Here is a 25,334-nt window from a genome sequence, read left to right on the forward strand (position 1 = left end):
CCGGCTTCGAAGGGCCGGTGCGCGCCGAGCGCATCAAGATCATCCCCGGCCACCTTGCTGCGGCCACTCGCCGAGTACGAAGCGGTGGTCGGAGGGAGCTGGTGATGACGACGCTAGATCATGACCTGCTGATCGCAATCCTGGATCGGCTGAAGTTGACGGCCATCCGCGACCAGCTCGACACGCTCATGTCGAGCAAGATCGCGCAGTTCCCGTTTGTCCGCGAACTCGACGGCTTCGGCTTCGACGCGCAGCCATCGGTCTGCTTCAGCCAAACGTATTCATAGGTATGGGACAGGCCTTGCTATGTCCGAACGTCACTGCGCGGCAAAAACGTTGGATTTCTCAAGAAATAAAGTATTGGACAGTGCCCAATTTACCGTTGGAAAAGCTGGATATGGCGTTTCAGCGTTTCAGCGAAATAACCGAAATCAATCACTCCTAACAGCAAAGGCAACCGGAACTCGATCGCTTCCGTTGCCCGCGACTTAGCGAAACGCTTGTTCGCGATTTACTAAAACGGCTGTCCCAATTTAGTGAAATCCGCAGACAAGCCGCTGGAGGTTGGCCAAAGGCCACCCACGCCTGCTCCGAGGCCCTCCAGGGCAATGGTCTGAGACCTGGGCTCAAGCAGGATGAGACGCCGCTGGAGCTCAGGTGCAAGCGCTGCCACGCCCGCTCCGAGGCCCCACAAGGCCGAAGCGCAGTCGTCGGGGTCACGAGGCCTCTCGGCCACGACGACGAGCCTGAACCTGGATCCGCCTTTCTTGAGGCGTTGCGACTATCATCGCGGCGACACGCAGCTCTTGATTTGTGTGCGACACCTCAGCAGATCCATCGGGCTGAGCCGCTCAGCAATATCAACGAGAATGTCCAGCGGCAGATCAAGGATACTCAGAGGAGGAAACGCTTGATCTTGAGGCTCAGAGCGCGTCTGCTCCACTATAGAACAGGATGATTCACCGGGTCCTTCAACGCCAGCCGCCGGTCCGATGAGAGAATTGTCTCGGATATCACGCTCGATGGGGTTAAATGCCGAGATGGGCGCCTTGCCACGCTCCTCAATGCCCCTCATGATTCACCGCCTATAGCTACCAACTGAATGAATCATCGTGATTGTCGCGCAGCGGAATCCTCAAGGATCGGGCAGTTCGTAGGGGGCGCCGGTTTGACCAGGTTGAGCCCGCGAATTGCTCGATCGGACAAGATCCTAATTCTGACGAGATCCTCGGGACGCACTCCAAGTTGTCGATCATGTTCGGCACACAAGGAAAGGGCGGCATTGCTGCCGCCCTTTCCGCTGTAGGTTGATAGGGGCTGGATTAGAAATCCATGCCGCCCATGCCGCCCATGCCGCCCATACCGCCGCCGCCCATGCCGCCAGGCATGCCGCCGCCGCCAGCCGACTCCTTCTTCGGAGCCTCCGCGATCATGGCTTCGGTGGTGACCAGCAGGCCGGCGACCGAGGCCGCGTCCTGGAGAGCCGTACGGACAACCTTGACCGGATCGACGATACCCATGGCGATCATGTCGCCATATTCGCCGGTCTGGGCGTTGTAGCCGAAGGTCGCGCCCTTGTTCTCAAGGATCTTGCCGGCAACGATCGATGCTTCCGCACCGGCGTTGGCCGCGATCTGGCGGGCCGGAGCCTGCAGCGCACGACGAACGATGTTGATGCCGGCGGCCTGGTCGGCATTGACGCCGGTGACCTTGATGTCGGCCGAAGCGCGCAGGAGAGCGACGCCGCCGCCTGCAACGATGCCTTCTTCGACGGCCGCGCGGGTCGCGTTGAGGGCGTCATCGACGCGGTCCTTCTTTTCCTTGACTTCGACTTCCGTGGCACCGCCGACGCGGATCACCGCAACGCCGCCGGCGAGCTTCGCCAGACGTTCCTGCAGCTTCTCCTTGTCGTAGTCCGAAGTGGTCTCTTCGATCTGCTGCTTGATCTGGGCAACGCGGCCCTGGATCTCGGCCTTCTTGCCGGCGCCGTCGACGATGGTGGTGTTCTCCTTGGAGATCGACACCTTCTTGGCGCGGCCGAGCATGTTGAGGCCGACGTTCTCGAGCTTGATGCCGAGGTCTTCCGAGATGACCTGGCCACCGGTGAGGATGGCGATGTCTTCCAGCATGGCCTTGCGGCGATCACCGAAGCCCGGCGCCTTGACGGCGGCGATCTTCAGGCCGCCACGCAGCTTGTTGACGACCAGCGTGGCCAGGGCCTCGCCTTCGACGTCTTCCGAGATGATGAGCAGCGGCTTCGAGGTCTGCACGACGGCTTCGAGAACCGGCAGCATCGCCTGCAGGTTGGACAGCTTCTTCTCGTGCAGGAGGATGTAGACGTCCTCGAGCTCGGCAACCATCTTGTCGGCGTTGGTGACGAAGTAGGGCGAGAGATAGCCGCGGTCGAACTGCATGCCTTCGACGACCTCGAGTTCAGTCTCGGCGGTCTTGGCTTCCTCAACCGTGATGACGCCTTCGTTGCCGACCTTCTGCATCGCTTCGGCGATCATCTTGCCGACCGACTCGTCGCCATTGCCGGCGATCGTGCCGACCTGGGCAACTTCCTCGGAGGTCTTGATCTTCTTGGCAGCCTTGCCGAGCGCCGCGACGACTTCGGTCACGGCCAGATCGATGCCGCGCTTCAGGTCCATCGGGTTCATGCCGGCGGCAACGGCCTTGTTGCCTTCCTGGACGATCGACTGCGCCAGAACGGTCGCGGTTGTGGTGCCGTCACCGGCGATGTCGTTGGTCTTCGAAGCAACTTCGCGGATCATCTGCGCGCCCATGTTTTCGAACTTGTCGGAAAGTTCGATTTCCTTGGCGACGGTGACCCCGTCCTTGGTGATGCGCGGTGCGCCGAACGACTTGTCGATGACGACGTTGCGGCCCTTGGGGCCGAGGGTGACCTTCACCGCGTCGGCGAGGATGTTGATGCCGTGAAGCATGCGCTCACGGGCATCGCGGGAGAATTTTACGTCTTTGGCAGCCATTTTTTTACTCCTGGGCATCTCGCCCGAAATTCAGATTTGATGGTGCGAAGGAAAGGACTGATATCAGCCGATGATGCCCATAATGTCGGATTCCTTCATGATCAGAAGGTCTTCGCCATTGAGCTTGACTTCGGTACCCGACCACTTGCCGAACAGGATGCGGTCGCCGGCCTTGACGTCCAGCGGGACCAGCTTGCCTGCTTCGTCACGAGCGCCGGAGCCGACGGCGATGATCTCGCCTTCCTGCGGCTTTTCCTTCGCCGTATCCGGGATGATGATCCCGCCGGCGGTCTTGGATTCGGATTCGACCCGGCGAACGACCACGCGGTCATGCAGCGGCCGGAAATTCGACTTTGCCATTTTTGGATGTCCTTGGTGCGGATGTTGAACGGTTCTCCGTTGCCGGAGCGTGCTTAGCACTCAGCGGAAGCGAGTGCTAACGCGGCAATGAGATAAGCCGCATGCTCCTGCTAGTCAAGACGAAAGAGCAAAGAGCAAAGAGAAAAGAGCAGACAGCAAAGAGAAGAGAGCAAAGAGCGTGTAAGCATCGAGCCTTTTATGTGAACAATGTCGGGTATCAGACATATATGGGGCGGCTCACCCTTTGTATTTGAGCTTTATTCAGATGGCACGAATGATGCAACAGGTGATGCATTTGATCTCATCCAGAGGCTCGCACGGGGTCGTGCTGCGTCAGCTCGGTCATGTCGAGCTTCAGAAGGCCATTTTGGCATTGGTTCTGTTGCCCTATTCCCATTCATGACCAGTCCTGCGCGCGTGAGCCGGCCGGCTAGATTCCAACCACGAGAGCGCCGCCGCTGAGACCCGCACCCGCCGCCGACAGAAGGATTTTCTCTCCAGGCTGGAATGGCTCCGTCTGGTTGGCGAGCGAGAGCGACAGCGGGATCGTCGCGGCCGAAGAGTTGCCGTATTCGGCAATCGTCTTGACAATTGCTTGGTCCGCGATGCCGAGGTTCCTCCCGACCGCGTCGAAAATCCGAGTATTGGCCTGATGGGGCACGAACCGGCCGAGATCGTGTGGCCGCACTCCGGCAGCGGCTAGCGCGCTTATCGAGCAATTGGTCATCATCTCGACGGCCTTTGCGAACACTTCGCGGCCGTCCGTCATCCTCATTCGGGTTTGCGCGAGATCGAGGTCACCGTGGAACGGCTTGTTGCTTCCTCCTGCGGGAATCTGGATCAGCCCGTATCGCGAGCCGTCCGAAGCCACCGAGGCACCGAGAATGCCCCGATCAGCATCATCGCACTGACCGATCACCAGGGCGCCGGCGGCATCGGCAAACAGGACCGAGCTTGCGCGCTCGGCTGGATTGATGCGGCGGCTGAGGATATTGGCGGCGATAACAAGGCTCGCTTTGCCGTGCAGGCGGGTAAATCCGTCCGCAAACATCAGCGCATAGATGAAGCCGGCGCAGGCGCCTGTCAGATCCACCGCGCCTGCGCTGCCAAGGCCAAGCTTGTGTGCGACCAGCGGCGCGCTCGGCGGCAGAAGATGGTCGGGCGTCGAGGTGGCAAGCAACAGCAGACCGATGTCGTGGCGCGCAATACCGGCGTTCGCCAGCGCCATGTCGCCGGCCTGCGCAGCAAGACCAGACAGCGTGTCTTCGTCGGTTGCCCAGAAGCGCGACCGTATCCCGGTACGCCTTTCGATCCAGCCTGGATCAAGACCGAGATTGCTCTCGATTTCGGCATTCGCCACCTTTCGCCCAGGCGCATGATGGCCAAACCCGAGAATGCGCGACGACTTGCTCATGGCCTGGACCCGAAGCGTTCGCCCGCCTCCTCAATGGCGTCATAGAGTCGCTCGAGCTCGTCGCCGGTGATGCAATAGGGTGGCAGAAGGTAGAGGACATTGCCGAGCGGGCGCACAAGTAGCCCTCGCTCGAGGAAGAAAGCGCGCAGTTTCGGTCCGATCTCGGCGAGATAACCTGCGGAACCGGTTCGCAGGTCGAGCGCCGCGATCGTGCCGGTCGCCCGGCAGTCGGTGAAGAAGCTGTTGTCGCGAAAGCGTCGAAGCCCGGTGGCCTGCATTGCGCTCAAGGCCGCAATGCGCTCGGCCACCGGCTCGTCCCGCCAGATCTCGACATTGGCAAGTGCTGCCGCGCAGGCAATCGGGTTGGCAGTGTAGGAGCTCGAATGGAAAAATGTCTTCTTCCGGTCCTCGGAATAATGAGCCTGGAAGATGGCATCGGTGGCAAGCGTTACGGCCAGCGGGATGGCGCCGCCGGTCAGGCCTTTCGAGGTGCACAGGATATCTGGAGAGATCGATGCCTGCTCGCAGGCGAACATGGTTCCGGTCCGCCCCCAGCCGGTCATCACTTCGTCGGCGATCAGCAGCGTGCCGGAGGCCTCAGTGATCTTCTTCAATTCGGCCAGAACTGAAGCCGGATACATCAGCATGCCGCCGGCGCCCAGCACCAGCGGCTCGACGATTAAGGCTGCGGCTCGTCGATCGCGGGTCACAGCCTCTAAACGATCCAGCGTCTCTTGCTCGCGCCCCGCTGCCGGAAAGGGGATGGTGGCGACCTCGAACAGCAAGGGTTCGTAGGCGGCGTTGAACACGCCACGCGCACCGACGCTCATCGTGCCGATCGTGTCGCCATGATAGCTGTGATCCATGACGACGATGCGCGAGCGTGGGGCGCCGATATTGCGGAAATAACCGAGCGCCATCTTCAGCGCTACTTCGACCGAGGTCGAGCCACTGTCGGAATAGAACACCCAGTCGAGTCCAGCGGGAGCGAGGCCGACAAGCGCCTTGGCCAAGCGCTCTGCCGGCTCGTGCGTGAAGCCCGCAAAGATAATCTGGTCGAGGCTCGACGCGGTTGTCTCGATTGCCTTCATGATGCGGGGATGGCGGTGGCCATGTGTGACGACCCACCAGGAGGAGATGGCGTCCAGGATGCGGGCGCCGTCGGCCCTGCGGAGATAGGCGCCTTCAGTCCGGACGATTTCTGGGATCGCAGGCTCGAGCGCGTGCTGGGTGAAGGGATGCCACACATGAGACTGCGACATCAGTCACCTCCAGTAATCGAGGCGAAGGCGAAGCCGGCAATCATTGCGTCCCTCAGTGTCTTGCCGGTCAGCAGATCGAGGTGCGGCAGCCTGCCGAGCAGCGGCGCACCGCTGAATTCCACGATGGTCCGTTGCGTATCGGCCATCTCATCGCCGATGAAAGCGATGCCGGCCAACGGGATGGATCGGGCGCGGAGCGCCTCGATCGAGAGCAAGGTGTGGTTGATGGTGCCGAGCGTGGTGCGGGCGCACAGAATAACGGGCAGCCGCCATTCAGCGAAGATGTCGATGAGCCTTGTGCGCCGGTTAAGCGGCACCATCAGGCCGCCGGAGCCTTCGATGACGAGCGGCGTCGGTAGGACGGGAAAAGCAAGATCGGCAGCCTTGATCGCCACGCCGTCGATCTCGGCCGAACGATGCGGCGACAGCGGGCTCCGCAAGCGGTAGGCTTCCGGCAGCACGCGCTCTGAGGGCAAGCCGGCAAGCCGCGCGACCACTTCGCTGTCGGTCTCGCCGTCGAGGCCCGATTGCACCGGTTTCCAGTAAAAGCCGTCGAGCAAACCGGCGAGCCCAGCCGCAAACACGGTCTTGCCAACTCCCGTGTCGGTTCCGGTGATGACGATGCGTTGGGTCATACCGCCTCCGGTGATGTTTGGGCCAACACCTCGACCAGCGCCTCGACCATGGCGGAAATGTCGGCTTCGCCGATATTGAGCGTCAGTGAGATGCGCAGCCGCGACGTGCGCACGGTCGGAGGACGAATACCGCGTATGTCGAAGCCGCGGGCCTGCAGGCGCGCCGCCACTGCCATGGTGCGCCTGATATCGCCGATTACGAGGGGCTGGATCTGCGAGCCGCTGGGTATCACGCCGCAGCGCTCGGCCAGCTGGCGGCCGGCGAGGGCAACGCGTTCATGCAGCTGAACACGCCGCATAGGCTCGTCGGCGAGCATTGCGAGTGCTTCGCGCACTGCCACTGCCATCAGCGGCGATGGCGCGGTGGCGTAGATGAATGGCCGGCAACGGTTGATCAGATACTCGCACAGTGCCCTCGGCCCGGTCACGAGCCCACCAGATGCGCCGAGCGCCTTGCCGCAGGTGTGGAGCGCGACGATGTTGTCGCGGCCCTCGAAAGCGGCGGCAAGCCCCCGGCCGTCCGGTCCCCAGACGCCGGTCGAATGCGCCTCGTCAATGACGATGAATGCGCCGTGCCGATCGGCAAGCGCGACCAGGCTCTCCAAAGGCGCGCAGTCGCCATCCATGCTGTAAAGGCTCTCCACCGCGATCCAGACGCATCCCATGCCGCCTGCGGCGCGCCAACGTGTGATCGCATCCTCAACAGCGGTGGCATCGTTGTGCGCGGCCAGCACGAACTGTGCGCGCCCGGCCTGCGCACCCTCATGCATGCTGGCATGGGCGAGCTCATCGAGAACCAAAAGATCGCCCTTCCGCGGCAGGGCGCTCAGCAGAGCGAAGTTGGCGATGTAGCCGCTGCCGAAGAACAGCGCGCGGTCGGCTCCAAAGAATGCCGCCGCGTCTGCCTCGAGCTGCTCGTGTTCCGGTGCATTGCCGCGCAACAGCCGCGACCCGGTGGCGCCAACCGGCGTGCCCCGCGCAATCGCCGCCACAACAGCATCGCCAAGTCTCCTGGACGAGGCCAGCCCGAGATAGTCGTTCGACGAGAAATCGAGACCTGCGCGCGGCGCAAGCGTCCGCAGCCGGTCCTTGCGGGCCAGTCCCTGCAAGGTCGCGTCATAGCGGGCAAGCGGTGCCCCGTTCATTGCGCCTCGAGTTCCATCGGCTCAATGCCGAGACGGCGGAACAGAAGGCTATCCTTGTCCTCACCGGGATTGTCCGCCGTCAGCAGCGTGTCGCCGACGAAAATCGAGTTGGCACCGGCAAAAAAGGACAGCGCCTGCATCTCGTCGGTCATGGCGGTGCGGCCGGCGGAAAGACGCACATGCGATTTCGGCATCATGATGCGCGCCAGGGCGATCACGCGCACGAATTCGATCGGCTCGATGGGCTTGGCTTCGGCAAGCGGGGTGCCGGCGATCGGGATCAGCATGTTGATCGGGACGCTTTCCGGCGGCTCGGGTAGGTTCGCCAGCGTAACCAGCATGTCGATCCGGTCCACCGGATCTTCGCCCATGCCGACAATACCGCCGCAGCAGACCTTGATGCCGGATCGACGAACCTGCTCAAGCGTGTCGAGCCGCTCGGCATAGCCGCGCGTGCTGATGATCTCGCTGTAGTAGCGTTCCGACGTATCGATGTTGTGGTTGTAGTAGTCGAGGCCCGCCTGCTTCAGTCGAGCGGCTTGCTCAAGATCGAGCATGCCGAGCGTCATGCAGGTCTCCATGCCCAGCGCCTTGACGCCTTCGACCATCGCCACCACCGCATCCATGTCGCGCGCCTTGGGGTTTCGCCAGGCCGCGCCCATGCAATAACGCGTGGCGCCGGCATCACGCGCCTTGGTCGCCTCGGCGATGACGCGCCGGACCTCCATCAGCTTCGACGCCTTCAGGCCGGTTTCGTGACGCGCCGACTGGCTGCAATAGCCACAATCCTCCGGGCATCCTCCCGTCTTGATGCTGAGCAGCCGGCTGAGCTGGACCTTGTTTGGATCGAAATTCTGGCGGTGCACCGTTTGCGCCAGGAAGAGGAGATTGTTGAAGGGGGCATGGTAAAGTGCCTGAGCCTTCTCCAGGGTCCACGCTCCGGGGTCAGGGGATTGAGCCTGTGGCGATGTCTGCGTTGAACTTGCCGTTTGCATGTCCATGCTGTTCCTCCGGTCTGTCTTGCGGGGTCTTTGCTATCTGACTGTTGACGATCGGAGAGGACAGTTGACCCAATCCTGACTCAGACAATCATGAGCCCCGATGGTCGAGGCCGATATCCAGGATCGGCGCGCTGTGGATGAGTCGGCCGACCGAAATCAGATCAACGCCGGTCGCGGCAACCGCCCGCGCTGTATGGGACGTGATCCCGCCAGAAGCCTCGGTGATAGCGCGGCCACCGACCATTGCGACGGCGCGGCGAAGATCGGGGAGGGACATGTTGTCGAGCAGAACCGCATCGGGAGCGAAGCCAAGTACCTCCTCCAACTGGGCCAGAGTATCGACCTCGACTTCGATCTTGACGAGATGACCGGCCGCTCTTCGTGCTCGCTCGAGCGCTGGGCGGACGCCGCCTGCGATGGCGATGTGGTTGTCCTTGATCAAAATTGCATCGTCCAGACCGAAGCGGTGATTGGACCCGCCACCTGCGCGCACGGCATACTTTTCGACTGCCCGCAATCCGGGCGTCGTCTTGCGGGTGCAGACGATCTTCGCGCCATACCCACGAACCGCAGCGACGATCGATGCCGTTGCCGTGGCGATGCCGCTCAGATGGCACAAAAAATTGAGTGCCGTCCTTTCGGCTGTGAGAATGGCCCGGGCCGGGCCAACCGCTGATGCAATGATCTCTCCATCCACGACATTGCAGCCGTCTGCGCGCTCCACCGAGATTTCGACAGCAGGATCAATCAAGCCGAAAGCGAGCATCGCCAGATCGAGGCCGGCGACAACTCCGGACTGTCGCGCCACCAACACGGTTCCCGCTTGGTATTCCTTCGGGACGATGGCCTGCGTGGTCAAGTCGCCGGCTCTGCCAAGATCTTCAAGAAGAGCTGCCCGTACAAGCGGCTCAAGCACGACCGTGGGTAGCGGTGAAAGTGTCATCACTTCGGCCCTTCGAGACTTGGCGAGTGTCCGAGTCCCCGCGCTGTAGCCAAGGCGGCTTCGAGGGTGATTTCGGACCGTCGGGCGGCAGTCGCATGATGAGGAAAATCTGTCCGGTAATGAGCGCCGCGGCTTTCTTCGCGCAACAAGGCGGCAACCGCGATCATTAGCCCGACAGCCGCCGGATCCGAGACCGCATCCTTGCTTTCGGCGAGCGGCAATAAGGCACGCGCGGCTGCTTTCAAACCTTCACCATCCCGGACGATGCCGAGTGCGCGCGACAGGAAAACACGCACGCGTATCGGAGCGGGCGGTGGGTAAACGTTGGCAAACGCAGGCCTTGTTCTGCGCGCAGGCGTCCCGGCGACACTTTCAGCGACCCAGCGGGCGCACACGATGGCTTCTGTCAAGGAATTGCTGGCGAGCCTGTTGGCGCCATGCAGTCCTGTCGAAGCGACTTCGCCGCAGGCCCACAGCCCCTTGACGGAGGTTCTGCCGGAGCTGTCCACTGCAACGCCACCCATGTGGTAGTGTTGGGCCGGCCGAATGGGGATGAGATCGCGGGCGGGATTGATGCCCGCTCCACGACAGGCTGATGCGATTGTCGGGAAATGTCGAGCGAATGCCGGGCCAGGCCGTTGTCGGGCGTCGAGAAAAACACGGTGGCCGTCCGCAAGATGGTTCCACACGGCCCGGGCCAAGACATCGCGAGGCGCAAGTTCCGCCCCTGGCACGCTCTGGAGAAAAGCCTGGCCGGTTTCATCGATCAGGGCAGCACCTTCGCCTCGGACAGCCTCGCTGACCAGCGCCATAGGGCGTTCCGGGCCGTCAAGCGCGGTCGGGTGGAACTGGATGAATTCGAGGTCGGCTAGGACAGCTCCAGCGCGGGCCGCAAGTGCAAGGCCTTGTCCGCAACTTCCCCAAGGGTTCGTGGTGTCGAGAAACAGTCCCCCGATGCCACCGGTGGCGAGGACGACCCGCCGTGAGCCGAAGAAGAAAGGTCCGATCGAACAGCTCGCCCAGACGCCCCGGATCGCATTCTCTCGCACGGCCAGCCGGCGCGCTTCCACGCCCTCCACGACAACTATCGACGGAGTGGAACGCACAGCCGCGATCAGGGCACGCATGATCTCACGCCCGGTGCCGTCCCCATGCGCATGAACGATGCGACGTCGGCTGTGTGCGGCCTCCAATCCGAGGCACAGTGATCCTTTCGGCGTGCGGTCAAAGGGAACCCCAAAGGCCGCAAGCCCCTCTATCGCCTTGGGCGCGGCTTGGAGGATGCGGCTCGCCACGTCTCTGTCGCAGAGACCATCCCCGGCAGCAAGCGTATCGGCCAGGTGCATTGCCGGCTCGTCGTCTTCGCCGAAACTTGCAGCCAGACCCCCCTGTGCCCAGGTGCTCGAATTGTCAGCTCCCAGCAGCGACCTTGACAGAAGAAGCACCGGCTCCGGCGACAGTTGAAGCGCGGTCATCAGTCCGGCGATGCCGCCGCCGATGATGATGGGACGCCCGAAGAAGCTGCGGAGGTCGGCGCTCAAACTGCCAGCATCCGTTCGACCGCAAGCCGCGCGCGCCCGGCGATCCCGGGTTCGATGGTTACGACATGTTGGTTCTGCTCGAGCGCCGTGCGGATGTTGGCAAGCGTGATCCGCTTCATGTGCGGGCACAAATTGCAGGGCCGGATGAACTCGACCTCTGGGTGCGCTAACGCGACGTTGTCGCTCATCGAGCATTCCGTCATCAGCACGACACGTGGCGGCCTTTGCCCTTCGACATAGTCGGACATGGCAGCCGTCGAGCCGGAAAAATCTGCTTCAGCCACGACGTCGGGCGGGCATTCGGGATGGGCGAGCACGACCACGCCGGGATGGCTTTCGCGCAACTCGCGGATGTCGGCCGGTGTAAAGCGCTCATGCACCTCGCAATGCCCTTTCCAGGCGATGATCTGTACATCGGTCTGGGCGGCGATATTCTGGGCCAGATATTCGTCCGGCAGCATGATCACCCGGAGAACCCCAAGGGATTCGACGACCGCCTTGGCGTTGCCGGATGTACAGCAGATATCCGACTCGGCTTTCACTTCGGCCGACGTGTTTACATAAGTAATGATCGGAACGCCGGGATAACGCTGGCGCATCAAGCGCACGTCTTCTGCCGTGATTGATTCCGCCAACGAGCAACCGGCGCTGAGATCCGGAATGAGCACGGTCTTGTCCGGATTAAGGAGCTTGGCCGTTTCGGCCATGAAATGGACGCCGGCCAGCACGATGACTTGCGCCTCGATCGTCGCAGCCGTGCGGGCTAATGCCAAGCTGTCGCCGACGATGTCGGCCACGCAATGGAAAATCTCGGGCGTCTGATAGTTGTGCGCCAGGATGATGGCGTTGCGCTCGCGCTTCAGTGCAAGGATCGCCTCGATATCGTCGACGAAAGCCGGCCATTCGATCGGCGGGATCACTCGCCGGACGCGCTCGTAGAGCAACGCGGCCGCAGGCAGCATGGCGCTCATCAACCCTCTCCCGCTTATACTCTAATTGAAAATAACCAGCATATACTTGCTGTGAGTATAAGGGATGTCAACCCCGCGCCAGCGGCAATTTTGTCCCGGCGATGAGCCTATCGTCGAGAACGGCGTGGCGGAAACGGAAAAGCTTCGCTGGCCGGCCGCCGGTCTCAGTAGTGGCCTCTCCGGTCTCCTCGACCAGTTCCTGCTGTTCGATCAGTCGGCGAAAGTTCGGCTTGTGGATGAGCCTGCCGGCGAGCGCCTCCACGGTTCGCTGCAGCTGCAAAAGCGTGAAGACCGTCGGCATCAGCTCAAAGACGACCGGCCGGTATTTGATCTTGGAGCGCAGCCGCGCAATGCCGGTCGCCACGATGCGGCGATGATCGGCGACCATGGACTTGCTGGGCACCAGCGGAGGGGGCGCCCCGTCCCGCCCTCTTACGGCCTCTTGGACCAAGCCTGCTTCGTAAACTAACTCATAGCGTTGCAGCGTGAGTTCCTCGTTCCAAAGGCGGTCGTCGAAGCCAAAGGCTATCGTCGCCCGCTGCCAGCGTTCACGTCGCGTGGCCGCATCGCGGACGCCGTTTGCCCATTCAATCAGGCGTGGTCGCAGAACATCCAGCACGACCGGAGGCGTGCCGGAGCGATGGTCCTCCCATGGAAAATATTCATACCAACTCTGCCATCCGCACTTGGGCGGGCCCGCTGCCTGTTCCTTGCGGGTCAATGCAAGATAGCTGATGGAGATGACGCGCTGCTGGCGCTCGGCGCCGATGCGATCCCGATCAGCGAACGTGTAGAGTTGCTCAATGTACCCCAGCCGATGGCCGGTCTGCTGCTCGACCCACCCCCTCAAGCCGGATTGCAGCGATCGGTGCTCAAGCGCAAAGGGACCGGAGGGCAAGGTGTCCGCCTGGCCGATGGTGAGGACACAGGGTTCACTGTCGTTTACGGCGACCACAAAGGCGATCAGGTCCACTTTGACGTCGTCGGCATTCACGGCGGCTCTGTCTTTCCTGAGTCGTATTGCCTGATCGTCCATGTTCGCGAATTGGTTTGCCAGCTCGGGGGGGCACTTAATCGATTTAGTGTAAGCGCGCCTGTCGGCACGTCAACACCCCACAGCTGCACGGCCATTTTTTTGCTCTTCGCACCTGCACAAAAATGTGCGAAAGGCGACACCCGCGGTTGGTAACGTAGGGGAAGGAGGATCCATTGAGCGCGTTTGGTGATACCAAGGCGATCACACCGCCGGATATTCGTTCGCGCAAAGGTGGGACGCCGCTCGTCTGCCTTACCGCCTATACCACCCCAGTCGCGCGGCTTGTCGATCCCCATTGTGATGTGGTGCTCGTCGGCGACAGCGTCGGCATGGTTCTCCACGGTCTGCCCTCGACGCTCGGTGTCACGCTGGAGATGATGATCACGCATGGCCAGGCGGTTCGCCGTGGCATCAAGCAGGCGCTGATGGTCGTCGACCTGCCGTTCGGTTCCTTCGAAGAAAGCCCAGAGCAGGCTTTCCGAAATGCTGCGCGCGTCATGGCGGAGACCGGCTGCACGGCCGTCAAGCTCGAAGGCGGCGAAACGATGGCAGAGACGATCGGCTTCCTCGCCGCACGCGGCGTGCCGGTCATGGCTCATGTCGGCTTGACGCCGCAGGCCATCAACACCATCGGTGGCTACCGCGTGCAGGGCAGGGGCGGGGATGCCGAGCGCATCAGGCGCGACGCACTTGCCGTGAGCGAAGCGGGCGCCTTTGCGATCGTCCTGGAGAAGGTTCCTGAGGCGCTCGCCCGCCGGATCACGGGGGAGGTGGCGGCCCCGACCATTGGCATCGGTGCCTCGGCAGCCTGTGACGGCCAGATTCTCGTCGTCGACGACATGCTGGGCCTCTTCGGCGACTTCCGACCCAAATTCGTCAAGCGCTATGCTGAACTGGGGGAGGCGGCTGCGGCTGCGATCGCTTCCTATGCGCACGAGGTGAAGGAGCGCCAGTTTCCGGCCGCCGAGCACGTGTTTGCCGATGCGCCCACGCCCGCCGACACGCAAGCCACCAAAAGCGGAGAAGCAGCGTGAGCGTGCCGATCGTCAGGAGCGCTGACCAGCTTCGCGAAATCGTCGCCGCATGGCGCCGCGAGGGCGTGAGGATTGCCGTGGTGCCAACGATGGGCGTCCTGCATGAGGGCCATCTCAGCCTGGTGCGCGCTGCACTCGAGAAGGCAGACCGTGTGATCGTGACGCTCTTCGTAAACCCGAAGCAATTCAACAGCCAGGCCGATCTTGCCGCGTATCCGCGCACCGAGGACGAGGATGCCGCCAAACTGGCACCGCTTGGCGCGCACCTGCTTTATGCGCCAGATGCAGAGGAGATGTATCCGGCGGGCTTCGCCACCACCGTTTCGGTGTCCGGTGTCAGCGAGGGCCTGTGCGGTGCCTTCCGGCCGGGACATTTCGATGGCGTGGCGACCGTCGTCGCCAAGCTCTTCCTGCAAACCAGCGCTGACTTCGGCTTCTTTGGCGAAAAGGACTTTCAGCAAATTCACCTGGTCAGGCGCATGGCCCGGGATTTGGATATTCCAATCACCATTGTTGCCTGTCCGACAGTCCGTGAAGCCGACGGTCTTGCGCTATCATCGCGCAATGTGCGGCTCTCGCCAGCGCAACGCGCTGTTGCTCCCAAGCTATCATCGGTCCTGCTCAAGACGGCTGAGCGGCTTGGGCGCGGCTCACCCGTCCTGCCAACGCTTGCAGAATCTCGCGCAGCAATTCTGGCTGCAGGCTATCGCGAGGTCGAATACCTGGAACTTCGCGAAGAGGCAGATCTGCACCCGATGCCAAGCCTTGATCGACCGGCACGGTTGCTTGCCGCGGCCTGGCTCGGCGGCACACGTCTCATAGACAACGTCAGACTATTTCGGATTGGTTCAACAGATTAGCCACGTTCTCGGCACGCGCTGTATCCGTCCGGGATCGTTTAAAACAAGGTCTCTGCCTGGCATTGAGCGAACGGAGGTTACGCACAGGGCAAATGCATCGCGTGTTTGAGAACTTCGTCGAGCAACTGTCTGCAAGTGTTGATGCTGCCGATCTCTGTGAGGCAATGGCCTCCGCTGCAGCCGGCTTCGACTTCCCGCTATTCGCCTATTTCACTTACCCGTCGGCCTCCGGCGACGCCCCCCAATTGATTTCAAACTATCCTTCATCCTGGACATCACGTTATCTGCAACAGCGGTACCACAGTCTTGATCCGGTCATCCTGCGCGGGCTGCAAGGCTGGGATACATTCGATTGGGGTGTGGACCGCGCTCGACACTGTCTGCCGAATTCGCAGCAACAAATTCTGGAGAGTGCGGCTGAGTTTGGCATCTGCGGCGGCCTGACGATGTCCATGCATGATCATCTCGGCCGGTTTGCTGCCCTGACCTTTGCTTCCGACGAGTCCCGTCCGCTTCTGTTGCGGTCACTGGCACGTTACGAAAAAGCATTGCAGCTGGTGGCCATCAACTTTCATATCCATGTCCGGCGCAGGCTCGCCGATGATCGCGTGGTGGATGGTGTAACGCTCACCCCGCGGGAGTTCGAGTGCCTGAAATGGGCGGCGCGCGGCAAGTCGGCTTGGGATATCAGCCAGCTTCTCGGCGTCTCAAAGCGCACCGTGACTTTTCACTTGGAAAACGCCAAGGCAAAGTTTGGCGTTCGAACGATCAACCAGGCCGTTGCACGCATGGCTGCCTCCGGCCAGACGAGATCCTGATTCTTCAGCCACGATACCTGTAAACCTCTACAGGCTGCATCGCTGTCAGCTTTGCCTTTCGATGGCGGGAACACATCCCACATGGAGGCGACCATGATGCAACTGATAACACCAGACTTTTACAACGAGTTTGCAGGCGAACTCAAAGAGATGCACGGGCTCAGGTTTCGGGTGTTCAAGGAAAGGCTCGATTGGGAAGTTGATACCGAAGACCAGATGGAATCCGATTCGTTTGATGCTCTGAAGCCCGTCTATCTGCTCCTCAAAGGATCCGACTGGCGAATTCGCGGTTGCGTGCGTCTTCTGCCCAGCACCGGACCCACAATGTTGCGCGACACGTTCCCGGTGCTGCTGGGTGCTGACGTCGTGCCCTCGACCACCGACATATGGGAGAGCAGTCGTTTCGCGCTCGATCTTCCTCCGTCGGCGCCCAAGGCTGCGGGCGGGCTGGCCCAGGCGACCTACGAGCTCTTCGCGGGCATGATCGAGTTCGGCTTGGCCAAGGATCTGACCCGGATAGTAACGGTGACGGATACGCGCATGGAGCGGATCCTCCGCCTGGCTACGTGGCCATTGTCGCGCATCGGAGAACCCAAATGCGTCGGCAAAACGGAGGCGGTGGCTGGGTTTCTCGAGATTTCCCACGCGAGCCTTTTGCGCATCCGCAGCAGGGGACGTCTGATTGGACCGGTACTGTGGCAACCGGTTCTAGGCCCGTCGGCATAGCGCCATAGTGGACACCTGAGCCATGAAGGATGCTGGTCTGTCCAAGGAAGCGACGGTCGGCCTTGTATGCTGGCCGGACTGGCGTCGCCACGACGCTTACCACTATGCTAGACGATTGCCACGCACTGGCTGGGCCTGGGAGTTTCTTCGGCGCAATCCACAATTCCAGCGCGACCACGCCAAAATGGCACCGTACGCCTGCATTGTCGGACCCCAAGGCGACATGCAGACAATCGAGTTGACGACAGGATCAGCTCTCCTAAGACAATGGAGCCTTCTTTTTCGCCGACGCGCCACTTTCGGACGCTACATCGGCGAGGGTCTTTTGGGATCCGCGCGATTGCGCCTGTATTCTACGAGCGGCCGCGGAGCCGCTTGGGCTCGACCACGATTTTGAACCGCTTCACCTTTCTTCGCTCTCATGCTGCAAGGACATCCTGCTGACAGCTGCGGGCGTGCAGCACGTGCTGCTGAGGGAGAACTGCCGGAGTCTGCAGATCGCCGTTTCCGGTGCGTCCGTCCTCCGCCCGTTGCGGCTATATGTCGACGCGATCGTTCAGCCGCAGCACCTCAAGTTCCATGTCGCTGCCCTTCAGTTCTTGAACCACGTCAATGGTTGCGCCCGCCTGTCAGCTGCTTGCTTTCCGCCGGAACACCGCGGAGCGCGTCTGCGTATCGTACTCCAGGCTTTGGATGGCTCGCTTGCCGGAGCATCTCATCAGGAGGTCGCCATTGCCTTGTTCGGGACACGCCGCGTCGAAGAAGATTGGCGTCATCCAGGTGGCCATCTTCGCGATCAGGTACGTCGCGCCATCCAACGTGGCCGCTACCTGATGGGCGGCGGCTACAGACAGTTCCTGAGGTAATTGGGGCGGTTGCGATTGTCTTATTCGAACGCGCAACCTCCATTTCTGAGTGCAATTGTGCGTTGCACAAAACGTGGCAAGCGCCTAGTTCTTCCGCGGCGAAGCACTGGGACCCAACCTTCGTCGATGAGTGCATTCATGCCTTGAGGATCCCGATGACCGTTATGAACCCCGACAAAGCCGGCGCGGCAAGCCTTGAGACGATCGCGCGAAACGGCAGCATGCTGCGTCGCATAGCCGTACGCATTCCGACCTACCTGTCGGATATTCGCGAGAACCCGGCGTGGCTGCCCATGTTCATGTTGGCGCGCACCATGCCGGCACGGAGAATGCACTGGCGTGGTGCAAAGCCGGTCCGAAGGTCGCAAAGAGCCCAGGACACGATGTTTGCCGGTATCAATTGCCAGGACGTTGTCGACGCGCTGCGAATGGATGGGCTTTTTCCCGGCCTCGTCCTGCCAACAATGGTGGCTGAAGATGTAGCCGCATTCGCCAGGTGCACACCTTGTTTCGGCACGACTCATGCCGGCGGAGCATGCGGTGGCTGAGGCGCGGTTTGGCCGTCCGTTGCTCAGCGGTCATTCATTATTTCGAGCGCATTCTGGGCTGTAACTTGGCCGTTGCCATCCAAAACGATCCGCTGCTCATGGATATTGCCGCGCACTATCTCGGCGGCCAGGCGACGCTGATCACAACGCGCGTCTGGTGGAGCTTCCCGACCGGCCAGGCGTCGGACGCCGACAAGAACCTGGCTTCGCTCGGCAAATACCACTTCGATCTGGACGACTGGCGGATGCTGAAGTTCTTTTTCTATCTGGTGCCCGTCGACGAGGGGACCGGCCCGCATGTCTATGTCCGCGGCAGCCATGATCGCCGCGCCCTCAAGCACCAACTTACGCTTGTCGTCGCCATCCCGCGCAAGAGATTCTGGACGTGTACGGCAAGCAGAGCCCGGTCACGCTGACCGGCGAGGCCGGTTTCGGTTTCGTCGAGGATCCGTTCGGGTTCCATATGGGCACCGTGCCGGCGCACAGGCCACGGCTGATGATGGAAGTTGGCTTCGGGGTTTCTCCTCCATCACGCCGCCGCTTCCATGGCGAGCCTGTGATCCGCTGATTTCGAAAAGTCCCGAAACAGCCTTCCCGGACCACAAGTCTTGTGAGGCAAGATAAGGCTATGCCGCCAATCGATCTGTTCGGCGCCCAAAGCGGTTGTCCGCACATGCCTTGAACTGGGCTGGTGCAATGAGTCTCGCCATTGCTCCAACCAGCGCATGAATGCCTGCTTAATCGAGGTTAGACGGCAGTGCGCCCCAAGATCCTCCTCGATATCGCCTCAGATGCTCTTCGAAAACCTCCTTTACGGACCGAGTCATCTCGGGTCCCCTTTGCAGTGGCCGGAAGGTGGTGCACAGCCGTATCGTGCTTCGGAATCCTGAATGGATGCGAGGGGCGGTTTCCCTGGGGCGGCGCATGCAGCGGTGCCGGCATGACAGCTTCGTCTTGGATCTGATGCTCGACAACGTCGGCGGTGAAGGCTCTGTTTAGGCGGCTTACCCGGACATGGCCTCAATGCAGGAGATCGGCCATCTCCCTGTTCGAGCACATTCATTGGCGATCAGGCGCCTGCGGCCAAGGCAGTTGGCTGATTAGCCGAGCGTATTCGGCTTCAGCCCTGCCATACGACCCGTCAGCCAGCGCAATCAGACGCGTGCGATCAAGGATAACGACCTCTCCTCGCATCGATCGTATCAGACCTTGCCCCTCTAACATTTGCAGCGCTATGGTGACGCCGGGCCGCCTGACACCGAGCATGACTGATAAGAACTCGTGCGTAATCGCCAAGCGGTTTCCGTCGACGCGATCATCACACATCACCAGCCATCTTGAGAGCCTATCGACGATGTTCATCCGGGCATTGCTGAGCGCGGTGAAGCTTGCCTGGAGGTGAAAGTAGTGAACGTAGCGGAGCAGAAAAGTTCGCAGGGTTGGGCTTGTCAAAAGCGCCTTGGTGAAGAGGCCCGCGTCGATAACAAAGGCGCGGGCTTCTAATTGCACGTAACAATCGTGCGTTGATCGGTCATCGCCCATGATAAGCGCTGAGCCGGTCATGCCCTCACAACCAATGATTCCGATCTCAGCTTCAATACCAGGCCGCAGTTCGCCCACCACTGACCCGAGACCGCTCTCGAAGAAGTACACGGTTCTGATTGGTGACCCCGCCACTTCGAGATGCGTCTTCAGTCCAAGGGAGACGCTTTCCAAGTGAGGTTGCAGCAATGCCAAATCTGCCGAGCACATTCGAAGCAGCAGCGAATTGCGATAGATGGAATTTTGGCGGGTGTCGCGTTGCGCGGCAGTGTGAGTTTGTGAACTGGAGTCTGTCATAGCTCCCTCTCCCTATTGGGGCGGAAGCATGTTGATCGCTCACAGCCGACGGACGCCCTTAGAGTTGCCGTCGATGGCACACTGTATGCCTGCGAACCCCGGATGTCCCATTTTTTTGATTAACTGCCTTGACCGGCGCGAGCCAAGGTTTGGCGCGCCCGCGCTAACACGGCATTCAGATACCCAGACCTTACGGAGGCCTCACCGCACAGGGCGGTGCGCACTCCGGCTCGACGACGGCTGTCGAAATCAGACTGCTGTGGATGCACTACCATTGACCGGTACTAGGATTCTCGACCTCGCCGATAAGCTCGTCTGTACAGCAAGCGGCCTTCCTGCCTATCCCAATATCAAAAGTCAAACCCGCCGCAGATGCATATGCCTGGCAGCATGTGTCGGTCTTTGGCCACGCATCTGCGACACCGAAATCAAGTAGCCCGCCATGGCGCGACCCTCAATCTTCTACTTCAGGGAGCCTGCCCTGCCATTCAAGGTCAGTCAGCACTTCGGCCTCCACAGTCATGTTTTCCGCGAATTCACCGGCATGTTCGGCGAGAAGCTTTCTCGCCGCGACGACCGCTGAACGCTTTCCTTCGCACTTCTCGTGGAACCTGGCTACGCTCTGGCCTACGTGGTCGCCGTTCCATTTTATTACGCCCACTATGGCATACCAGACGCCTTTCCCGGTCCTGCGACGTCGCAGAATTTCGAGTCGCTGATCTGCCAATTGGGCGATGGCTTGGTAGAGAAGTTCGTGCTCCGGGCGGTCGGCACCTCTCGAACGAGCCTCATGGGCAAAGCCCTTCAGGCTAGGCTCCTTAAGTTCAGCTACTGCGTGCGAAATCTTCCACAGATTTGCGGTAGCCTCGTCGAGTGCGTGCCGAGCATCATAGGTAAGCGGCGGTCGCTTCACCGAACCCCCTGCGCGGATCTCATCTTGTCCGACTTCACCTTCGGCCAGATGTCTGCGGCAATCCTGTCGAGTTCGGCCTTGCCCACTACCCAGCGGTGCTCCTCCTCAGCCCTCTTCTTGGAGAGCTTTGGCTGAAGTGCCACCACCGTTCCCTTGTTGTCGGAATCATTGAAGGTGGCGCTCATAATGTCGCTAGTCGACCGTGTGAGGCCCTTTCGGATATCGCCCGCAGCATCGAAAACCCAATAGGCTCCTTGGGCATCTAGAATCCGATTCGGCGCGGTGCCTTCGTTCTCAACTATCACCGAGACGACCCGCTGGCGTGTGCCGGCGTATTGCGGGAGAGCGTCCTTTCCGAAGATCATTCCCTCTACAAGCCGCCGCGATAGCCGCAGAGGTTCGCTGTTCTCCGGGAATATGTAGTGACGACTGGACACCCGGCTTCGCTCCTTCGATCGCCGAAACGCGATGGCACATTCATGGTAGGCGGCTGTCTAAAGATTGCAGTATCAAAACTCATTGGCAGCATTTGATCAACTATCGCTCACGCTGCTGGATACGAGCAGCTGTCGCACTTCGCCGGAGACAAATAAGTCAACCGCGAATTGACTGTGAGAGTGATGAGTCCCAATTGGGTGATGCCTGACACTGGTGGAAGGCGAAACTGCGGGCGACTGGAAGCTCAGCAATGCCCATGAAATTGGGCAGCTGGTGCTGGTCCGGCGCTATGACGTCAGACGATGGTATCTGCCGAATGACCTGGGGAACCTTCGGGGACATCGAGGCCGACGTGGTCGGAAGCAAAATGAGTTACAGGCGGTGCGGCAGGAACGAGTATATGCAAGCTGAGACGCCTGTCGCCGTCGCCGCGTTCTAGGCCGACGTTCTCCGCATTCCGAGGCTTGGTGAGCGATACGGGTGCGCCTGAGTGTCAATGGCGCATTTAGCAAAGGCCCTGGCACATGATTCACCGCCATGCGAGCTGATCGAAACTGGTTTGCTGGATTGCATCGTAATAGCGCCGCCCACCAGGAAACATTTTTTTATCGTTTGCGGTTAGGGCCGCATGGCGCGCTTGTCGGACGCAACAAGCCAGCTTGGGCAATAGGCAGCTGGCAATCCACACCGTACTCCCTACTGCAATCCCTAGCCCCGAACGAGACCGCCATGCCGTCACCTCCCGATTTCGCCGACGATTTTCGGGCCGGGCTGATCACGCTGCTGCGCTGGCGCAGGGATGTGCGGCGCTTCGAGCCGACGGCTCTGCCGGAGGGCAAGCTGGAACGGCTGCTCGAGCTCGCCAGCATTGCGCCCTGCGTTGGCCTCAGCCAGCCCTTGCGCTTCGTAGTGGTCGACAGCCTCGAGCGGCGCACCGCCGGTGAGAGACTGCTTCGAACGCTGCAATGCCGAGGCGCTCACGTGCTTTTCGGGAGAGCGCGCTGCACTCTATGCCCGGCTGAAGCTTGCCGGTCTCAACGAGGCGCCCTGTCAGTTCGCGGTTTTCGCCGACCGCACGACCGGACAAGGCCTTGGGCTCGGTCGCATAACCATGCCGGCGACCATCGACTATTCGGCCGTCATGGCGGTGCACACACTGTGGCTAGCGGCGCGGGCGGAAGGCATCGGCATGGGCTGGGTGTCGATCCTCGATGTGACCGAGATGGCCGAGATTCTCGACACGCCGCCCGAGTGGACGCTGATCGGTTATTTCTGCCTCGGCTAGCCTGCGAGGAGCACGACATGCCCACCTTGGAACGCGAGGCGGCCGCCGGTGGTAATCAGCGGTAGGGGGGTGCCCATCACTTCGTCTCTTCCCTGGCGATGAGCTTGACGCAGATCGGGTCGCCCTTCGCCATCGGGGTACATTGCCATTCCGGACCGAAGCCGAAGTTCGTGTTCTTGCCAAGGCCAGGAAAGAGCACTGACAAACCGGACCGCAGCGAAGATGGCGCTGGCGGCAACCGGGCTGAAGCCGGGCATGGAGGTGGTCGACCTCTGCTGCGGCGACGGCTGTGCCGATCGCCACGGTCGCCCGCCATGTCGTCGCCATAGACATCGACGCCGACCAGCTGGAGGCCACGCAGCGCCGCTACCGGCGCCGGCGTGACCAATTGCGAATTCGTCGCCGGCGACGCCTATGAACTCGCTACTCTGGTGTCACGCCCCGTCGACCTCGTCTTCATGGCCAACGCTTTCCATGGCGTCCCGGACCGACCGCGGCTGGCACGTGCCGTGCGCGAGGCGCTCGCCCCCGGCGGGCATTATGCCATCGTCAACTGACACCGGCGCCGCGCAGACGACGACGGTCCTGGGCGAGCCGCGCGGCCCGCGAAGCGAACTCAGGCTGTCGCCGAGACAGACCATCGCCGATGCCGAAGTCGGCGGCACAATGCTTCTACATGCCGGACCGCCTGACTAGGGCTCGCAGGCCGGTCGTCCGTCCACTGTCCAAGGCCTGCTGGCCGTTTCTGAGGCCGTGATCCTGCCGCGGGTGAGTCTGCGATTGTCATAAGAGCGTCAGGCGCGAATAGAACTTTAGGTCCCCACAGCAGCCGACCTATCCATGGGGCGGATGGTAGTGATCACTACAATCAATTGTACCAATATCATGGAATACTACTACAAGGCCGCCACTTAAAGCGGCCGGATGGGTATCCGTCTCGCGTGGGCTGATGCTGCCCGCAAAAATGCGGAGACGAACATGTGCGGGATTGTTGGCATCGTTGGGCAACAGCCGGTGTCGGATCGGTTGATCGGCGCGTTGAAGGGTTTGGAATATCGCGGCTATGATTCCGCCGGCGTTGCGACGATCATCGACGGTGCCTTGCACCGCCGGCGCGCCGAGGGCAAGCTCGTCAATCTCGAGAGGCGACTGAAGGAAGAGCCGCTGAGCGGCAAAGTCGGCATCGGCCACACGCGTTGGGCAACCCACGGGGCCTCGACGGAACGCAATGCGCACCCGCACTTTACCGACGGTGTCGCCGTCGTCCATAACGGCATCATCGAGAATTTCACCGAGCTGAAGGAGGAATTGGCGGCGGATGGCGCCGAGTTCCAGACCGACACTGACACCGAGGTCGTTGGGCATCTCTTGGCAAGATACCGCCGCGAGGGCATGAGGCCGCAAGAGGCCACGCGTGCCATGCTGAAACGCGTCAGGGGCGCCTATGCGCTTGCCATCCTCTTCGAAGATGAACCGTCGACCATCACGGCGGCGCGCAACGGACCACCGCTGGCGATCGGTCACGGCGACGGCCGCCCCATGACCGCTTTTTCGACAAGACCGTCTCCAACATGCAGGAAGTGGCTGCCCGTGGAGGGCGGATTATCCTCATCACCGATAAAAATGGGGCAGCCGCATCGAAACTCGACACCATGCACACGCTCGTGCTGCCGGTAGTCGACGAGATTATCGCGCCAATGATCTTCTCGCTGCCGATACAGCTTCTTGCCTACCACACGGCGCTCTTCATGGGGACAGATGTAGACCAGCCGCGCAATCTCGCAAAATCGGTCACGGTCGAATGATTGTGAACCTGTACAGATGGCGAAGCTCTCGATGGAAAGCTACCCTTTGTCTGGATCCGGATGAAAACCAGATGACCAGTGTTTGCTGGAATTTGGAATCCCTTTTTTCGGCCGGTCGATCGGGGCACAGGGCGATCGAGCTTCCTAGAGCCGACGTCAGCACGCAGCCGGGGGCTTTCAAGAGTGGGTCTTTCGCTCCCCCGCCGGTGGAGATTGGCCGAAGGAAGCAGTGTCCGTACCGGGAGTTCGAGTTGGTGTTCAGAGTTCCAGGGCCCCCTCCTGAGATGGCCTGATCGGCTGTAGCGCATCCGACCTGCGATCCTTCGCGAATAATTCTCGCCGTTGGCTTTCTTGATTAGAAGGAGGTGAGCCGCCATATTCCGATCCAGCTCCTAATTCAGGCGGCCCATTCCATGGATGAAGCCGGTCCGGCTGAATGGACGTCCATTTTTTGATTTGCTTGGTCTGCGCCGCCGGGGGGGTATCTCCCGAGGGAGCTCCCATGTTCTTGGAGATGTTTATGAACGATTCGCGCATTCCCGAACCAGTCTTGACGGCTATGTCGCAGGGGACCCACATCGTCCGCGCTTATCGTGAGCACCTTGGGTATTCGATCGAGGACCTGACGGTCGCGAGCGGGCTTGCCGCTGAGGAAATTCAAAACATCGAGCGAGGTCTGAGGTACAACAAGGGATATCGGGATCGGATAGCGAGATCGCTTTCCATACCTGTGGGAATCCTTGAGGCAGAGTCGCACATTTCGGACGCCGCCTGATCAGTCGGATGATCCGCAATGGGTGGACTACCGCTCTTGTGATGTGAAGCTTGCGGCTGATTGTAGACGCTGATTCCGTTGGGATGCCTCTGGCGCAGTACCGCCAAGAGAATCTCGTCAACTTTCCGA

General features: G+C 61.1%; 24 protein-coding genes and 4 pseudogenes. 14 read left to right on the plus strand and 14 right to left on the minus strand.

Annotated features, from left to right (window positions below; all coding sequences use genetic code 11):
- Nucleotides 1–104: 104 nt before the first annotated feature.
- Nucleotides 105–263, plus strand: a pseudogene (locus NKK51_RS28020) (ATP-binding protein); the annotation flags it as partial.
- Between the two features lie 1,059 nt (nt 264–1,322).
- Here NKK51_RS28020 and groL read toward each other — a convergent pair.
- The 11 genes from groL to NKK51_RS28080 form a co-directional block, all read right to left on the minus strand.
- Nucleotides 1,323–2,990 carry a chaperonin GroEL gene (groL, locus tag NKK51_RS28030; protein WP_023766583.1) on the minus strand — a complete coding sequence of 556 codons (1,668 nt, stop codon included), beginning with the start codon at nt 2,988–2,990 and terminating at the stop codon, nt 1,323–1,325.
- 63 nt (nt 2,991–3,053) lie between these two features.
- Nucleotides 3,054–3,350: a co-chaperone GroES gene (groES, locus tag NKK51_RS28035; protein WP_019863563.1), complete on the minus strand. Its 297-nt coding sequence runs from the start codon at nt 3,348–3,350 to the stop codon at nt 3,054–3,056.
- A gap of 430 nt (nt 3,351–3,780) precedes the next feature.
- Nucleotides 3,781–4,764, minus strand: coding sequence for a 3-oxopimeloyl-[acyl-carrier-protein] synthase BioZ (bioZ, locus tag NKK51_RS28040; RefSeq protein ID WP_023766585.1), 984 nt, complete (start codon nt 4,762–4,764; stop codon nt 3,781–3,783).
- Entirely contained in the window at nt 4,761–6,026 is a 1,266-nt protein-coding gene (locus NKK51_RS28045; protein ID WP_023766586.1) for an adenosylmethionine--8-amino-7-oxononanoate transaminase, read from the minus strand. Before NKK51_RS28045 ends, bioZ begins: the two co-directional genes overlap by 4 nt.
- Nucleotides 6,026–6,661, minus strand: coding sequence for a dethiobiotin synthase (gene bioD / locus NKK51_RS28050; protein WP_352555384.1), 636 nt, complete (start codon nt 6,659–6,661; stop codon nt 6,026–6,028). Before bioD ends, NKK51_RS28045 begins: the two co-directional genes overlap by 1 nt.
- Nucleotides 6,658–7,806: an 8-amino-7-oxononanoate synthase gene (locus NKK51_RS28055; RefSeq protein WP_023814406.1), complete on the minus strand. Its 1,149-nt coding sequence runs from the start codon at nt 7,804–7,806 to the stop codon at nt 6,658–6,660. Before NKK51_RS28055 ends, bioD begins: the two co-directional genes overlap by 4 nt.
- A complete protein-coding gene (gene bioB / locus NKK51_RS28060) occupies nt 7,803–8,801 on the minus strand; it encodes a biotin synthase BioB (protein ID WP_050592767.1) in 999 nt (332 codons plus the stop codon). Before bioB ends, NKK51_RS28055 begins: the two co-directional genes overlap by 4 nt.
- A gap of 94 nt (nt 8,802–8,895) precedes the next feature.
- The gene (gene nadC, locus NKK51_RS28065; protein WP_352555386.1) at nt 8,896–9,750 is read right to left on the minus strand and encodes a carboxylating nicotinate-nucleotide diphosphorylase; all 855 of its coding nucleotides are present in this window, start codon (nt 9,748–9,750) and stop codon (nt 8,896–8,898) included.
- A complete protein-coding gene (locus NKK51_RS28070) occupies nt 9,750–11,291 on the minus strand; it encodes an L-aspartate oxidase (protein WP_023766590.1) in 1,542 nt (513 codons plus the stop codon). Before NKK51_RS28070 ends, nadC begins: the two co-directional genes overlap by 1 nt.
- Nucleotides 11,288–12,262, minus strand: coding sequence for a quinolinate synthase NadA (gene nadA, locus NKK51_RS28075; protein ID WP_023766591.1), 975 nt, complete (start codon nt 12,260–12,262; stop codon nt 11,288–11,290). Before nadA ends, NKK51_RS28070 begins: the two co-directional genes overlap by 4 nt.
- A gap of 67 nt (nt 12,263–12,329) precedes the next feature.
- Nucleotides 12,330–13,298, minus strand: a complete 969-nt coding sequence (locus tag NKK51_RS28080) for an NUDIX hydrolase (RefSeq protein WP_023735838.1) — start codon at nt 13,296–13,298, stop codon at nt 12,330–12,332.
- Nucleotides 13,299–13,471: 173 nt separating this feature from the next.
- Here NKK51_RS28080 and panB point away from each other — a divergent pair, with 173 nt between their 5' ends.
- The 7 genes and pseudogenes from panB to NKK51_RS28115 all read left to right on the plus strand — a co-directional run bounded on the left by panB (nt 13,472) and on the right by NKK51_RS28115 (nt 18,718).
- A complete protein-coding gene (gene panB, locus NKK51_RS28085) occupies nt 13,472–14,332 on the plus strand; it encodes a 3-methyl-2-oxobutanoate hydroxymethyltransferase (protein WP_023766592.1) in 861 nt (286 codons plus the stop codon).
- Nucleotides 14,329–15,192: a pantoate--beta-alanine ligase gene (panC, locus tag NKK51_RS28090; protein WP_352555388.1), complete on the plus strand. Its 864-nt coding sequence runs from the start codon at nt 14,329–14,331 to the stop codon at nt 15,190–15,192. The genes panB and panC overlap by 4 nt, the downstream gene beginning before the upstream one ends.
- 92 nt (nt 15,193–15,284) lie before the next feature.
- Entirely contained in the window at nt 15,285–16,010 is a 726-nt protein-coding gene (locus NKK51_RS28095) for a LuxR family transcriptional regulator (protein WP_023735835.1), read from the plus strand.
- Nucleotides 16,011–16,103: 93 nt separating this feature from the next.
- Nucleotides 16,104–16,736 carry an acyl-homoserine-lactone synthase gene (locus NKK51_RS28100; protein WP_023766595.1) on the plus strand — a complete coding sequence of 211 codons (633 nt, stop codon included), beginning with the start codon at nt 16,104–16,106 and terminating at the stop codon, nt 16,734–16,736.
- Nucleotides 16,737–16,758: 22 nt separating this feature from the next.
- On the plus strand, nt 16,759–17,133 hold the full coding sequence (locus tag NKK51_RS28105) for a transcriptional regulator domain-containing protein (RefSeq protein ID WP_352555390.1): 375 nt from the start codon (nt 16,759–16,761) through the stop codon (nt 17,131–17,133).
- A gap of 67 nt (nt 17,134–17,200) precedes the next feature.
- Entirely contained in the window at nt 17,201–17,602 is a 402-nt protein-coding gene (locus NKK51_RS28110; protein ID WP_245264243.1) for a DUF2285 domain-containing protein, read from the plus strand.
- A gap of 155 nt (nt 17,603–17,757) precedes the next feature.
- Nucleotides 17,758–18,718 (plus strand): annotated as a pseudogene (locus NKK51_RS28115) (hypothetical protein).
- A 491-nt stretch (nt 18,719–19,209) separates the two neighbouring features.
- Here the strand turns inward: NKK51_RS28115 and NKK51_RS28120 are convergent.
- From NKK51_RS28120 to NKK51_RS28130, 3 genes are all read right to left on the minus strand, one after another.
- Entirely contained in the window at nt 19,210–19,989 is a 780-nt protein-coding gene (locus NKK51_RS28120; protein WP_023766597.1) for a Crp/Fnr family transcriptional regulator, read from the minus strand.
- Between the two features lie 454 nt (nt 19,990–20,443).
- Nucleotides 20,444–20,902 carry a hypothetical protein gene (locus NKK51_RS28125; RefSeq protein ID WP_023766598.1) on the minus strand — a complete coding sequence of 153 codons (459 nt, stop codon included), beginning with the start codon at nt 20,900–20,902 and terminating at the stop codon, nt 20,444–20,446.
- On the minus strand, nt 20,899–21,339 hold the full coding sequence (locus tag NKK51_RS28130; protein ID WP_156934443.1) for a hypothetical protein: 441 nt from the start codon (nt 21,337–21,339) through the stop codon (nt 20,899–20,901). Before NKK51_RS28130 ends, NKK51_RS28125 begins: the two co-directional genes overlap by 4 nt.
- A 730-nt stretch (nt 21,340–22,069) precedes the next feature.
- Between NKK51_RS28130 and bluB the strand changes: the two are divergent.
- The 6 genes and pseudogenes from bluB (at nt 22,070) to NKK51_RS28160 (ending at nt 25,205) form a co-directional block, all read left to right on the plus strand.
- A pseudogene (gene bluB, locus NKK51_RS32450) lies at nt 22,070–22,690 on the plus strand (5,6-dimethylbenzimidazole synthase).
- A gap of 315 nt (nt 22,691–23,005) precedes the next feature.
- Nucleotides 23,006–23,182, plus strand: a complete 177-nt coding sequence (locus NKK51_RS28145; RefSeq protein ID WP_023762808.1) for a class I SAM-dependent methyltransferase — start codon at nt 23,006–23,008, stop codon at nt 23,180–23,182.
- Nucleotides 23,166–23,321 (plus strand): hypothetical protein, encoded by a 156-nt coding sequence (locus tag NKK51_RS28150; RefSeq protein WP_023766602.1) that lies wholly within the window; start codon nt 23,166–23,168, stop codon nt 23,319–23,321. The genes NKK51_RS28145 and NKK51_RS28150 overlap by 17 nt, the downstream gene beginning before the upstream one ends.
- Nucleotides 23,322–23,603: 282 nt before the next feature.
- Nucleotides 23,604–24,158, plus strand: a pseudogene (locus NKK51_RS28155) (glutamine--fructose-6-phosphate transaminase (isomerizing)); the annotation flags it as partial.
- Nucleotides 24,159–24,196: 38 nt separating this feature from the next.
- A complete protein-coding gene (locus NKK51_RS32455; RefSeq protein WP_502902510.1) occupies nt 24,197–24,430 on the plus strand; it encodes an SIS domain-containing protein in 234 nt (77 codons plus the stop codon).
- Nucleotides 24,431–24,950: 520 nt separating this feature from the next.
- Complete coding sequence (locus tag NKK51_RS28160; RefSeq protein ID WP_023735822.1) at nt 24,951–25,205, plus strand: helix-turn-helix domain-containing protein; 255 nt, start codon at nt 24,951–24,953, stop codon at nt 25,203–25,205.
- Nucleotides 25,206–25,334 lie beyond the last annotated feature (129 nt).

Origin of the sequence: Mesorhizobium sp. M0011, from assembly GCF_040324155.1 — a bacterium.
In the GTDB taxonomy this organism is placed as follows: domain Bacteria; phylum Pseudomonadota; class Alphaproteobacteria; order Rhizobiales; family Rhizobiaceae; genus Mesorhizobium.